This is a genomic window from Bacteroides faecis (genome assembly GCF_020091505.1).
Lineage (GTDB): Bacteria > Bacteroidota > Bacteroidia > Bacteroidales > Bacteroidaceae > Bacteroides > Bacteroides faecis.
Map to the genome: position 1 here is coordinate 3,422,555 of NZ_CP081916.1, position 14,510 is coordinate 3,437,064.

Annotated in this window: 8 protein-coding genes, 3 pseudogenes and 1 riboswitch; of the genes and pseudogenes, 8 read left to right on the forward strand and 3 right to left on the reverse strand. The window is 43.9% G+C overall.

Going from position 1 to position 14,510, the window contains the following annotated elements; translation table 11 throughout:
- Positions 1–2 precede the first annotated feature (2 nt).
- Entirely contained in the window at positions 3–920 is a 918-nt protein-coding gene (locus K6V30_RS13270; RefSeq protein WP_060386395.1) for a DUF4465 domain-containing protein, read from the reverse strand.
- Positions 921–1,072: 152 nt separating this feature from the next.
- Positions 1,073–1,264, reverse strand: a riboswitch (cobalamin riboswitch).
- Positions 1,265–1,899: 635 nt separating this feature from the next.
- Positions 1,900–2,762 (reverse strand): annotated as a pseudogene (locus tag K6V30_RS13275) (phage integrase SAM-like domain-containing protein); the annotation flags it as partial.
- A gap of 50 nt (positions 2,763–2,812) precedes the next feature.
- Between K6V30_RS13275 and K6V30_RS13280 the strand changes: the two are divergent.
- The 3 genes and pseudogenes from K6V30_RS13280 (at position 2,813) to map (ending at position 6,729) form a co-directional block, all read left to right on the forward strand.
- Positions 2,813–3,355, forward strand: a complete 543-nt coding sequence (locus tag K6V30_RS13280; protein WP_060386396.1) for an alkaline phosphatase family protein — start codon at positions 2,813–2,815, stop codon at positions 3,353–3,355.
- 512 nt (positions 3,356–3,867) lie between these two features.
- Positions 3,868–5,874: a heavy metal translocating P-type ATPase gene (locus tag K6V30_RS13285; protein ID WP_082709331.1), complete on the forward strand. Its 2,007-nt coding sequence runs from the start codon at positions 3,868–3,870 to the stop codon at positions 5,872–5,874.
- Between the two features lies 1 nt (position 5,875).
- Positions 5,876–6,729: pseudogene (gene map / locus K6V30_RS13290) on the forward strand (type I methionyl aminopeptidase).
- A 102-nt stretch (positions 6,730–6,831) separates the two neighbouring features.
- Here the strand turns inward: map and K6V30_RS13295 are convergent.
- Entirely contained in the window at positions 6,832–7,275 is a 444-nt protein-coding gene (locus tag K6V30_RS13295) for a Fur family transcriptional regulator (RefSeq protein WP_060386398.1), read from the reverse strand.
- 275 nt (positions 7,276–7,550) lie between these two features.
- On the opposite strand from K6V30_RS13295, the pseudogene K6V30_RS13300 reads away from it, so the two are divergent.
- From K6V30_RS13300 to K6V30_RS13320, 5 genes and pseudogenes are all read left to right on the forward strand, one after another.
- A pseudogene (locus K6V30_RS13300) lies at positions 7,551–8,384 on the forward strand (FeoA family protein).
- A gap of 53 nt (positions 8,385–8,437) precedes the next feature.
- The gene (locus tag K6V30_RS13305; RefSeq protein ID WP_229092809.1) at positions 8,438–9,682 is read left to right on the forward strand and encodes a ferrous iron transporter B; all 1,245 of its coding nucleotides are present in this window, start codon (positions 8,438–8,440) and stop codon (positions 9,680–9,682) included.
- A 329-nt stretch (positions 9,683–10,011) separates the two neighbouring features.
- Positions 10,012–12,402, forward strand: a complete 2,391-nt coding sequence (locus tag K6V30_RS13310) for an ATP-binding response regulator (protein ID WP_060386402.1) — start codon at positions 10,012–10,014, stop codon at positions 12,400–12,402.
- Positions 12,374–13,672, forward strand: coding sequence for a sigma-54-dependent transcriptional regulator (locus K6V30_RS13315; RefSeq protein ID WP_060386403.1), 1,299 nt, complete (start codon positions 12,374–12,376; stop codon positions 13,670–13,672). Before K6V30_RS13310 ends, K6V30_RS13315 begins: the two co-directional genes overlap by 29 nt.
- A gap of 185 nt (positions 13,673–13,857) precedes the next feature.
- The gene (locus tag K6V30_RS13320; protein WP_060386404.1) at positions 13,858–14,493 is read left to right on the forward strand and encodes an RteC domain-containing protein; all 636 of its coding nucleotides are present in this window, start codon (positions 13,858–13,860) and stop codon (positions 14,491–14,493) included.
- The last annotated feature ends 17 nt before the right edge of the window (positions 14,494–14,510 follow it).

A 14,510-nucleotide genomic window follows, 5' to 3' on the forward strand; every position in this document is an offset into this window, starting at 1 on the left:
TTTTATTGTATGGTGATATCATCGATACAGATATAAGCCGGAGTATTCAAACCGTATGCTCCCGAATCCGAACCCTCGAAGTTGAATTTCACACTTTGCACCTCTTCGGCATTGATTTCCCAATAATCCCATGTCGTGATAGGATCAACCTGTTGTTGGCCGTCACGATAATCGGCTAAAAGGCGTTTGTAAGTGCGGATCAGACCGCCATCCGCATCATAACACTCCAGATTCACTTGGAAATACCCTTTCATCTCTTTCAGAGGAGTCGCTACCCCCGTAGGACCGAACTGATTACCATAAGTGATGACACCATAAGTGTATGAGGTGTTGCAGATCCACAGGCCGACCAATTTCCGGGGAACATTGAAATAAAATTCTGGTTTAGCCATCCATGCCTGATTGTAAGCATCCACATATCCGTAAACGACACCGAAATTGGAGCCGCTATGCCCGGCTTCCTTATCCTGTCCTTCCGCTTCCACCGCAGTGTTATAGACAGAACACTGGTTCAGATAGGAATACCACCAGTCTCCGGTATTCCCCGATTGATTGGAGCGGATGTTCCAGTTGGAAAGTGCGATGCCGCCGCTGGAATACTCTGTGCTTCCACCTACTGTATTAAACATTGAAAGAAAGAGATATTCTTCCGGAGTATTGTCATAAATGGTGGTTACTTGAGGATACCCTTGGTACGAATAAAGATTTTCTCCGGCCGAGGTAGGTCCTGCCAACATGCCGGGATTGAAATCATCGAAAGTGACAGTTAAAGTACCGTCCGGATTTGTCACAGCACGGGTTTGCGAAGTTCCGGAATCAACCGGTTCCATCAAAAAGTCATCGTCCGAGCTACAGCCGGAGAACAAGGCGGTTGCGGTAAATAGACAGGCACCTGCCAGAAAGCGTAATTTTCTTTTCATAGGTCACTCATTTTAATGTAAACATATTATTAACAAACACAAAAAAAACGTTCGTGCGAACTTACACGAACGGGAATATGTCTGTCTTCAAATATTGAATGGCCAATGAGCTATTCCTTATTTGATTACGACCCGTATATCCCGCAGGTGTAAATCTCATTCCAGTCATGGCAGGTCTTCTGACTCGTCCCGGTCATCGTGCCTTCCCGGTATTACACCAGTGGCAAAAGTTCGATGTCCGTTTTTGTGGACTCACAGCAGCGGGTACTGTCCCGGATTTTCACCGGGTTCCCTTTTCATTCGGAAGACGTAAACCTCCCGAAACCATTTCTTGACTGCAAAATTATCTATATTACATATCAATTCCAAATAATTCATAATATTTATAATAAAACACACAAAGCATGACAACCGTACTGTTTTAATTAGAGCATTCAAGTTTACGACAAACGAAGACGGCAATTATCATACACAATATCCATAAACCACCAAAACAGCTTGCCATTTTCCATAACAATGCGTTTTGGAATAGATAACTGTTAGCTGCAATTATGCAAGCAAAAAAAACAGACAGAATAATGACTATTAATATTATGCACCAGAAATTAATCCTATAAATTTATGGAAAACAAGTAAGGGAATGGAAGTTCCGTTGCCGCATGGATGCAGGTGAAGGGCCTTCTCTTTTAACGTTAGATACGCCAATGCACGCCAACGGAAGACTCTGATATTATCTGTTTGGAAAGGATATAGGATGTGCGTTACTTTGTCGCATATTCAGAATCTTAAAAAGAATTTTAGTATGGAACTGACAATTATTGAAACAAGCGCGTATTAGGAGTTGAGAAAGCTGGTCAGCACGCTGGTCGTACAGATGGGCGACTTCCAGAAAAAGATTGCCCCGTCTGCGCCGGACAAGTGAATGGATGCGCAGGACGTATGTGATGGACTTATGCCCAAACACTTTCTGAAGGGTTTACAGCAGCATCCTCTTGAGTATGGCCAGAACGGCAAATGCGTGGCGTGCAAGATACGGGATGACCTCGACCCGGCAGTTGCATTTCCTGCCTATGATTCCAAGGCTGAGCCGCATGGCATTGTATTCACCTACCGGAAAGGCACATTCAGGAGAGTCTTTCTTTTCATCCGTACCCCTATATTTTTCAATCAGTTCGATAGCAATAGGCAATAATTTTACGACATACGCCACTCCCGTTTTTATACGGTTGCCCATCAGCCATGTGCCGCCGTGGAGTCGGTATGGATATTATCGTATGTTATGGCTTTCAGGTCCACATAGGAAAGACCGGTGAAGCACATGAAGAGAAACATGTCTCGCATGGCACGCTGGCGTTTGTATTTCAGCTCCACGTGGATGATTCTCTGTAATTCCTCTTCAGTAAGAAAAGACCTTTTCTTGTATTCCGGCTTGCACTCGAAGGATGTGAAAGGATGGACTCGCAACCAACCCTTTTCCTGCGCGATGTACATCGGCCATTTCAGGGTATTGACACGGTTGAAAGCGGTGGCATTCGCATTGCCTGCCGTGCCGAGCATCCATGTGTAATAGTCCTCAATGAACGACTTTTCAAGCTCGTCAATAGCTATATCCTCGATGTTCTTTTTGGTTTTCATGAAAAGCAAAAGACTCTTGTAGTCGGCAACCAGTCCACGGTAAGTGCTTTCCGCCTTTCCTTTGCCTATCTTTTCTTTATACGATTCAATCTGTTCTCTGAAGAGTACCATAAGAGTATGGCATTCCTTTGAGAAACCTGCATAGCGGTTATATACTTTCTTGGCCGTAACAAAACTGTCATGATCGCAAATGTACTGATGTATCTTTAGGAAAGGCATGGGCGGAGGCTTGCAACACGCCCTATGCGTATTATAAAATGACTACAGCGGAAGGAGGTATTTGTGTACCATTGATTGTTTCTGGTCTGGATGTACAGCGAGGCAAGATAGATACCAGCAACTTGATGCATGTCACTGATTTGTTTCCTACAGTACTGGATTATGTCGGGATTTCCAGACCGGATGTGTACAGGGGCAAGAAGCTTGCACCACTTTATGGAAAATCTCTCCGTGCTACTTTCTCATCAGAAACACCGTCACGCACGGATAACGAGGCCATCTGTTTTGAAATGGCAGAAAGCAAGGCAGTCATAAAGGGACAGTGGAAAGCGACCCTTCTACTTCCTCCTTATGGGGACGGTATGCACTGGAAGCTGTATGATATAAGTCGTGATTATTCCGAGAAAAAAGATTTGTCTCATCAATATACCGACAAACTGAAGGAGTTAGTTTCCGATTGGGAACGTTATGCTACATCTGTAGGATATATTTCATCAGATGGTACACATATTATCGAAGAAATCGGGGCAGAAGATTTTTATGAAATCCCTCTCCATGACGGACATTCTCAAGGTAACTAAAAGAAAATAGTCATTTTTTCCGTACATAAATAAACCACAGATGATTGTGCCAAGAAGAGAAATACCTTATTAATGTGTATTTCTCTTCTTTCTTTTTAATGTCTCTGTGTTTTGTTACAGATAATGTATATAATTAAAGAACAGAAAAAATATGATCTCTATAGAAGTTTTTTCTTCCGGGATGTTGTTCAAGTAAACAATGCGGATGAAATCATCACGGACAAACTGGCTCTCTGTTCCGGAAGTATATGCTGCCTGTGACGTTTCTGATATGGCGTATAAGCAGATTGTCATATCCATGGGGAGAAGGGGCAAAAGCTGCTTAGTCCGCTTTTACTGACCGGATCAGAGTCGTAAGCATGTAGTGTGACCGTGTAATTAAAGAAGAAGGCAGATGCTCTTAATTTATAGGGCATCCGTCTTTATTCTTTCAGGTGCTGATATGTGCTTTGCAACCAAGTTGTATGAGATATGTTCTACCTTTGCAGTGTGAAAGAAAAATATATCTCAGTATGAAAACAATACATTCTAATCCGTTTCAACAACTACATGCAGCAGAATCCTGCTGCCAAGCCCAGTATGTATCCCCATCTGTATCTTCACCTCATGCCGACTCTTGCTGTGCCCATCATCATGCCGATGGAGTGTCCGGTAAATGGAGCTCTCTTGTTTCGGGGATGTTGTTGTTGGCAGGTATCGTGATGAGCTATATCCAGCTAAGTTGGTTTCAGGGTACAATCCAGTCTGTGTGGTATCTGCTTGCCTTTATGCCTGTAGGTTTGCCGGTGTTGCATGCTGCTTGGCACAGCATGCGTGACAAGGATTTTTTCAATGAGTTCACTTTGATGCTCATTGCTTCAATCGGAGCTTTCTGTATCGGTGAATACCCCGAAGCTGTAGCTGTAATGTTACTCTATACAGTAGGGGAGATGTTGCAGCATGGAGCTGTGGAACGTGCTACTAAGAATATTGGAGAACTGCTGGATGTCCGTCCGGAACGTGCCCAGGTATTCCGGAATGGAGCTTTTATCGAAGTGGCACCCAAGGAGGTGCAGGTAGGTGAGCGCATCGAGGTGAAACCGGGAGAAAGAATACCGTTGGACGGTACATTGATAAACGAATCGGCACTGTTTGATACTTCGGCTTTGACAGGTGAAAGTATGCCTCGTTCTATTGAGGTAAACGGTGAGGTGCTGGCAGGCATGATTGCCTTTAACCAGAAGGTTGATTTAGAAGTGAAACGTCCTTACGAGCAGAGTGCATTAGCTCGTATTCTCTCTTTGGTTCAGGAAGCATCCGCACGGAAAGCTCCGACAGAACTGTTCATACGGCGTTTTGCCCGGATTTATACGCCTTTGGTGCTATTCCTTTCGGCACTGGTAGTTATAATACCTGCAGTGGTGGAATGGTTAGCTCCTTCTTTCGATTATGTATTTGCCGACTGGCTTTATCGTGCACTGGTTTTCTTGGTGATTTCCTGTCCTTGTGCCTTGATCATCAGTATTCCTTTGGGATATTATGGTGGAATCGGTGCTGCTTCCCGTGCGGGTATCCTTTTTAAAGGAGGTAATTATCTGAATGCTATCACAAAATTAGACAGCATTGCTTTTGATAAAACCGGAACATTGACTACCGGGCAGTTTGAAGTAGCATCTGTCCAAGCTGCTACCTTGAAGAAAGAGGAATTGCTTGCAATCATCGGAACGGCTGAACAGAAGAGTACTCACCCTATTGCACAAGCCATTCAGCAGTATGTGCGGGGGCAGCATATTTCCTTACATTCGGCCTTATCCATGCAGGAAATAGCTGGATATGGTGTGGAAACCATTATTGATGGAAAAAATGTACTGGTAGGGAATCCACGACTACTTTTGATGCGGAAGACGGTAGTACCATCTAAGGTACTTGAATCTGAAATGACGGTTGTCGTATGTGCTATAGACGGAGTATATGCCGGAGCTGTATGGTTGGCTGACAAATTGAAAGAGGATGCGGTACAAGCTATCCGGCATCTAAAGGAATTAGGCGTAAAAGATATCCATCTGCTATCAGGCGACAAGCAATCATTAGTGGAAAAAGTGGCTCGCGAACTGGAAATTCCGCAGGCACATGGTGACTTGCTACCTGAAGACAAAGCTACCTATATTCAGAAGTTGTCATTTCATGCTACTCGTACTGTAGCTTTTGTAGGCGATGGCATGAACGATGCACCTGTATTGGCTCTTAGCAATGTAGGTATTGCCATGGGTGGTCTAGGGTCGGATGCAGCCATTGAAAGTGCTGATGTGGTAATTCAAACAGACCAACCATCGAAGGTGGCTACAGCCATTGAAATAGGACGTGCCACACAATGTATAGTATGGCAGAATATCATTGGGGCTATCAGCATGAAAGTTATCATTTTGTTGGCAGGGGTCTTGGGATACGCTTCATTATGGGGAGCTGTTTTTGCTGATGTAGGAGTGGCTTTATTAGCTGTGTTGAATTCAATCCGTATTTTGGCTAAAAAATTTAAATAAGATGAAGAAAGCAAAGTATCAATGGCATCCCATTCCGGGCATGCCTTTGACAGAAGTTGATAAAAAAGTGATGTATTGGGAAAAAAAGGCAGACTGGTTCCCTCACGAAAACTCATTAAATTGCCGGAACAAATTGAAGGAATAAGGAAAAGTGGACTGTTGAATACAGCTGTATTGGATTGTGTGGAGGAAAATATTCGGGAAGGTATCAGTACCGCAGAAATAGACCGTTTGGTGTATGAATATACCATGGATCACCAGGGTATTCCTGCAACATTGGGGTATCACGGTTTTCCGAATAGCTGTTGTATTTCGGTTAATGAAGTGGTGTGCCACGGCATTCCTAATGAGAATCAGGTGCTCCATGAAGGTGATATTGTAAACGTAGACTGTACAACGATAGTTAACGGTTTTTATGCAGACGCTTCACGGATGTTTATTATTGGGAAAACCTCTTCAGAAAAAGAAAAGCTGGTACGTGTTACTGAAGAGTGTCTGAAAAAGGGAGTGCAAGCCGCTCAGGCGTTTACTTTTTTGGGTGATGTAGGTCATGTAATAGAGTGCCATGCCAAGCGCAATGGCTTTTCTGTAGTTCGTGATTTTTGCGGTCATGGTGTAGGAATACAGTTCCACGAGGAGCCGGAAGTGTTGCATTATGGTAGAAAGAGCTCAGGTATGCTATTGGTTCCTGGTATGACATTAACCATAGAGCCGATGCTTAATATGGGTACTTGGAAAGTCGTGATGGATCAATCAGACGGATGGACTGTTTATACAGAAGACCGCCTGCCGTCTGCACAATGGGAGTATACCATTTTAATCACAGAGTCAGAGCCCGAAATTTTAGCCCACTGACAACAATGATGATAAAGAAAGAGTAACTCCATAAGAATTACTATAAGGAGTCTCTTTCTATATTAAACTCAATATTTACACCTATGTGGTATTGTCTTTCTCCTAATTTGTCAATACCTTTCGTTGTTGACATTGGCATTCAGGACATACCCCTTTTATGGTATAATTGATGTTTTCGATTGCATAGCCATTGGGAAGGCTGATTATTGGGATTTTATGCTCTTTCATACAGAATGTTCTGTTGCAAGCTTCACAATGGAAATGTACATGTTGCTCTTCTATAGGACAATGTTCCACCGTACTTCTGCAAATCTCATATTTGGTTGATCCGCTTCCATCTTCAAATGAATGAATGGCATGACGTTTCAGGAGTACAGCCAATGAACGGGAAATGGTAGACTTGTCCAATGTGTCAAGCATAGTCTCAAGTTCAAGCAGAGAAACAGGATATTCCAGTTCGGATAATTTACGTAGAGTTAGGATTCTTGCCGGGGTCGGACGTAGTCCCCTGTCCAGCAGTCTGTCTTCACATTGCTTTATTGACATGGATATGAATTTTTAAAGTTCAACAATCAGTAAAGCTATCAAGTGGAAAAGGCGGTATTTTATACCGCCTTTTCCATGCAGTATTCTTTATCTGTTTTAGCACTGCAAAAATACATTTTTTTATTTGCAATCTTGTTGCAAATATGTTTAGAAATAACATTAATTATTGAATTACAGTTTTTTATCGAAACAACAAAAAAACATGCAACAAGATTGCAAATAATCCGCTCTAACTTTGCCGATAAAAGATAAAAATCAAACATTAAAATATTGATATGAAACTTTCTGATTTAAAAAGGGATGACAAAGGAATCATTACGAAAGTACTCGGTAGAGGGCCTTTCAGAAAGCGCATTATCGAGATGGGATTTGTACAGGGACAAGAAGTGGAGGCTGTCCGGAGTGCGCCTTTGGGCGATCCTGTCTATTACAAGGTGATGGGCTATAATGTTTCTCTTAGCAAAAGTGATGCAGAGCTGGTGGAAGTTGTAAGCATGAATGAATATCAACACGAATATGGTACAATAACAGACACGGAGTCACAGGTTAATACACTTACTACTCTGTCACACGAAGATTTTATTCGATTTGCTAAAGACAGAGGGAAAACTATCAATATCGCACTGGTCGGTAATCCGAATTGTGGAAAAACATCTATGTTCAATTTTGCATCTGGAGCGTATGAGCATGTAGGCAATTACAGTGGAGTCACGGTAGATGCCAAAGAAGAGGTGTTCACCCAGGACGAATATACATTTAAAATCATAGATCTTCCGGGAACTTATTCCTTGTCCACCTATATTCTGGAAGAACTATATGTCCGTAAATACTTGAAAGAGGACTAGCCAGACATTGTTGTCAATGTGATTGACACATCGAATCTTGAACGGAATCTATATCTTACCAGCAAGTTGATTGACATGGATACCCACATGGTCATTGCCGTGAACATGTATGATGAACTTGAGAAGAAAGGCGACAGGTTCGACTATGTATCTCTGGCACGGATGATAGGTGTACCGATTATACCCACTATCGGTAAAACCGGTTTCGGCATAGACAGCTTGCTGAAAAAAATCATAGAAGTGTATGAGGCAAAGAACCGCTGACGCGCCATATACACATAAACTATGGCAATACGCTGGAAACGGAAATTGATAGAATGCATAAGGAATTGAAAATCTACGGGAACGTAGCCGAGCGTTTTTCCAAACGTTTCCTTGCCATCAAACTATTGGAAAAGGATGTGGAGATAGAAAGAATGGTCAAGAGATGGGGGAATTATTCCCGGCTGATGGCAGTGAGGGAAAAGGCTATAAACACCATTCAAGATTTGTTGCAGACTGATTCGGAAACCGCTTTCACAGATGTCCGTTATGGCTTTATATCAGGAGCACTCCGGGAGACTTATCATGAAAATCCCATGCATAAAAAAGACAAAACAAAGTTGATTGACCATATTGCCACCAGCAAGTTGCTTGGTTTTTCTCTGTTCATTTTCTTCCTATGGCTCATGTTCGAAGCCACTTTTGTCATCGGAGAATATCCTAAAGGATGGATCGACTCCTGGATGAGCTGGATGGAACAACTGGTACAGGAGAATTTTGCTCCCGGTCCGTTGGCGGATTTGCTGACTAACGGAATTATAAACAGTGTGGGCGGTATCATTGTGTTCCTGCCGCAAATTCTGATTCTGTACTTTTTCATATTACTGATGGAGGATTTCGGATATATGGTACGGACAGCATTTATTATGGACAAATTGATGCACAAAATGGGCTTGCATGGCAAGTCGTTCATTCTGCTGATTATGGGATTCGGATGCAACGTATTGGCTGTAATGGCTACCCGTACCATAGAAAGCCGGAGTAGCCGCATGATAACCATGCTGGCTGTCCCTCTGATGAGTTGCAGTGCCCGTCTGCCTCTCTATGTATTAATATGCGGAACTTTTTTTGCGGAATATGCGGGAACCATGCTTTTAGTCTTATGCCTTACAGGTATTACAGCTGCGGTATGCATGGCCAGATTGTTCAGAAAGTTTTTATTCAAGAACGAGGATGTTCCTTTTGTAATGAAACTGCCTCCTTACCGGATGCCTACTACACGCGCCATCTGTATACATATGTGGGAAAAAGCCAAACAGTATCTGCATAAAAGGGGAAGTGTCATTCTTGTAGCTTCTGTCATCGTATGGTTTCTTGGATATTATCCCCATCATTCTGAAAAGCTTGATGCCCTCGACAAAGAAATCAGCCGGATAGAACAGACAGAAAAAGACTTTTCAACAAAAGAACAGAAGATAAAGGAATTGACTGCCTTCCGAAACTTGAAACAACAGGAAAATTCCTATATCGGCAGAATAGGTCATTTTATAAGTCCGGTGATGAAACTGTTAGGATTTTAAAAAAAAACACCTTATTTTATTCCGTTTTATAATGTGAATATTTGTTCTTATTTCCTTTTAGATACACTATATACAAATTATATGTTCTATTTCTCTTCTTAATATTGTTAAAATTGAAAAGTTCGTGTAATTATAAAAACAAAAAGAGCTTTAATGTATAGTAAAATTTGATTGTCAATCAGCTAAAAGCACTACATTATCAGTGCAATTTATCAATACAAGATGATTTAGTATTAGTGTCACTATATACTAATAAGTTTTTTATTTTGCCTTTTCAGATATTGCACTTATTGATGTGAACATTATATAAATTTACAGTCGGTATCATTATGTGGTTAAAGTTAAAAATATGCTTCGGTTATGCTATTTTAGTTTTACTGTTAGCTTTCATTGTCTATCAGTTCCGCAAGGAACAGGTACTAAGACACATGCTGCGCAAAGAAGAGAAGGAGTTGGCAGCGATACATAGTCTAGCAGAAAAAAGTTACATAGGCCTATTGGATCTTTCTACTCATGCGGAAATTGCCATAACATGGGATGACAACGATTTGAAGAACTACAGTTATAAACGATATGGGGTTTGTGACAGTCTGCAACTCCTAAAGGAGTATGTCCATACTCCCTTACAAAAAAACCGTATTGACTCATTGTGTCTTCTTCTTTGGAATAAAGAAATTCTTCTTTCCAAGACAATGCATACTTTCAATGAATTGCAGAGTATTGGCGATATTGTACAGGAAAGTATCCCTTCCATTATTTTGACTGCTGGGAGACAAGCTGTGCAGCAAAAGAGGAATATGGTCTTGTTTAAATCCGGTACGAGAGATAGTTCTAAGAAGGGAATTTGGGATATTTTTCCATTAAAAGAGAATAAATTTGCCTGTCAGCGACAGAAGGAAGATGGCGAATGTAGGCATTGCTCTTTGTTCATTGTCCCTTCAATCGGAATGGCAACATGTATGCTCCACTCTCTGTCCTTGGAACAGGCTGAAAGATTAGTGCAAATACAGGCACAGATGGACAGCTTATACGTTGGCGGCATGGAACTGAACGAAAGGATGAACAGCATAGTCTCTGAATTTGAACGGGAGAATAACGAACGTTTTGCTGCACGCTACAGAACCTTTGTCCTTGAACGGAATAATTCCTACTATGTGGTAGCCGGCTTGGCTTTGTCTATCTCTTTACTGGCAATTGTATTGTATATCCTCATTCACCGGGATTTGAACCGTCGTCTTCGGTATGAGAGGGAATTTGAACAGTCCGACAATCGGAATAGAGAATTGCTCCGTTCACGTAAGGAGCTGATGGCCTCAGTGGCCCATGACCTGCGTGCTCCGCTGGCAGCTATCAGAGGCTGTGCGGAACAGTTGTCTTCGGAAAGCGATGGTAGTTGCAGGGTCGGTTATCTGGACAATATCCTGCATTCGTCCGATTATATGCTCGCTCTGGTAGACACGCTGATGGAATATCACCGGATGGATGAAGGTGGGACGCACTCCAAAAACACACTCTTCAGCTTGAAAACTCTGTTTGAAGAAATAGCGGACAGCCACCGTCTTGCCGCCCGGCAGAAAAAACTTGCGTTCACTGCATCTTTCTCCGGTCTGGATGTTATGGTCAACTGTGACAGCTCGCATATCCGGCAGATAGTCGGCAACCTGCTGTCCAATGCCTTGAAGTTCACATTTCACGGGAAGGTGTTTCTTGAGGTGGAATACCGGCCGGGAAATCTTCATATTTCTGTCCTGGATACGGGTATGGGAATAGGCCTTGAGGAGAAAAAACGGATATTCGGAGCTTTCGAAAGGCTCGACAATGCGCGTAATATCCCCGGCTTCGGGTTGGGGTTGGCAATCACGGCCCGACTCGTATCCTTGATGCAGGGGCATGTGGAAGTGGAGAGTGTACCCGGTGAGGGCAGCCGTTTTTCTGTTTTCCTGCCTATGCTACCGGCCGGACACCCCGTCTGTCCGGAAGAGAAGTTTTCTCCTGTTTGTGAATTGCCCGTTGATATCCGTGTGCTGGTCATTGATGACAACCGTATCCAGCTGGGAGTCATCAGTAAAATGCTTTCCCGTAATCAGATTCACTGTGACTGCTGCTCGGATGTCCGGGAGTTGATGGATTGTCTGAACAAACAGAAATACGACCTTCTGCTGACCGACATACAGATGCCCGGTACGAATGGCTTCTCGGTCCTTGAGCTGTTGAGGACCTCGAACATTCCCCGGGCATGGGAGATTCCCGTCATAGCCATCACGGCACGTTCCGATAAAAAGGGAGAGTATCTTACCGCAGGTTTTGCCGACTGTCTGTATAAGCCTTTCTCTGAGGAAGAGTTGCTGGCGGCAGTTTCACAGATGGATCGACCTGCTTTTGCTGCCATCATGGAAGGAGAGGAAAACGTGGAAGAGATGCTGGACCTGTTCATAAAGGATACCATGGGTGAACTTGCCGGAATAAGGGACGCTTTTTCCACGGGAGATTATAAGAAGTTGGGAAGTATCATACACAAAGCCGCGCCGCTTTGGGAAATGATCCGTATAAACATTCCCCAAAGTGAACTGAGGGAAATGGCTTCCATGCCTTCCGAAAAATGGGGTGGCTTATCGGACGAAAGAATAGAGGAACTGATTAAAGCTGTGGAACATGCTGTAGAGAAAGCAAAAAGAATAAAGAAAAGAGTATATGGAAACTGTATTGATAGTAGAGGATGACCGTGTGTATGCACGTGCTACCACAAACTGGCTGGTGAAAAATGGTATCAATGCTCGTTATGTATTATCCGTGGACAATGCAAAGGAGTTTTTGGACAACCATGATGTGGATCTGGTATTATCGGATTTTCGTCTCGACAACGGCAATGGCATGGAACTGCTGGAATGGATGAATACACATGGCTATCGTATTCCTTTCCTCATCATGACAGGCTACGGGGATATACCCGGTGCCGTGGAAGCGGTTAAAAAAGGTGCCGTGGACTATCTGCCCAAACCTGTGCAGACAGAAAAGGTACTCGGTATTATCCGGAAAGCATTGGAACGTAAGAGAAGGGACGGCAATACAAAACAAAGATTCTATACAAGCAAAAGCCCTTTGGCATTGAGATTGCAGGAGCATATCCGGCTGGTGGCTCCGGTGGATACGTTAGCCGTGCTGATACGTGGCGCATCAGGGACAGGCAAGGAGTATGTGGCCCGGCAGATACATGTGTTGAGCGGTCGGTCGGATGCTTCTTTCATCGCAGTGGATTGCGGGGTACTTCCGAAGGAACTGGCGGCATCGGAACTGTTCGGTCATGTGAAGGGTGCCTTTACCGGAGCGACGGAAAACAAGACGGGCATGTTTGCCGCCGCCAACCATGGGACACTGTTTCTGGACGAGGTGGGTAATCTGAATGCCGAAGTACAAAGGGCACTGTTGCGTGCCTTGCAGGAAAAACGCTACCGTCCCGTAGGCGGTAAAGAGGAGATTCAGACGGACATCCGTCTGGTAGCTGCTACCAATGAGGACCTGGAGAAGGCGATAGCCGAAGGACGTTTCCGGGAAGACCTGTTCCATCGTCTGAATGAATTTCCGTTGCATGTACCATTGCTGGCAGAGTGCATTGAGGATATTATCCCGTTGGCGGAATTCATGCTGGATGCCGCCAATCAAGAGTTCTCAAGGAAAGTGAAAGGCTTTGACCGCGAAGTACAGAAACGGTTGAAATCTTATTCGTGGCCGGGAAACATACGGGAACTGAGGATGGTTGTCAGACGGGCCACCTTATTGGCTAAAGATGACTGGATAACCACCGGGGAGATAGACATTCCCGATAAAGGCAGGCAACCGGGAGAGTATTCACTTAATGACGAGCGGATGGAACGGGCAACCATTCTGAAAGCATTGGAGGCAACGGGCAATGACAGGAAGGCTGCCGCACGGCTGCTGGGCATCAGCCGGAGCACGCTTTATCTGAAACTGAGGAAGTATCGTCTGGATTAGAATATGTCCGAAATTCGGACACATCATGTCCAATCCACAATGCTTTTATGTACACATCATTTTTACTGCTTTCTATATGGTTTATTTCCAATGTTTTATCTGTGTACTGTTTCAGGCATGGCACTTGTCTTTATTCCGGCAGGATGAGTGGAGAGTTGAATTGTGGAACCTAAAAACATGATACGATGAAGACATTGGTGGAAACCTCTCTTTTTAATCTGTTCGCCTCTTATACAAACGGTGCCGGACCTGCGCTAGGTGAGTTGCCGGCTGCCTATGACGATTTCGTGAACTGCCTTGCTACGCTTTCACCGGCAGGGGACCTGACGGGACAGCTACGTTGTCTGAACTACACAAAAATAGAGCTGGCCTTTATGCGGCAGGCCTGCAACGGAATGGCTGAAGATTGCCGCAATATCCTGTATGACGTGTTTATCGACAAGACGTTGGCGTTGCTGGATGCGGAAGCGGAAATACTGAAGGAGATGCTTCGTCATGGTACTGTGTCTGCCGGATTCCATGCGGAAGCAGTGCGGGGAAGCGGAAGCAAAAGTTCCGTCACACTGACATGGAACGGTACGGACAGCGACCTGATTGAACTGGTGGCCGCACTGATGGCAGCCGGTGCGATAGGTACGGCTGAAGGCCGGAATTTGAAAATTGTGGATGTTATCCGCGTTTTCGAGGAAGTGTTCCGTCTGAAAATCAATGCGCTGTACACCAAGCGTGGCAAGGTGTTCGACCGTTGTACGGACACCACTCCGTTCATCGACTCCCTGCGCAAAAGTTATAACCGGATGCTGGACGCACGGCTGGCGTAAAGGTTGTACGCCAACAG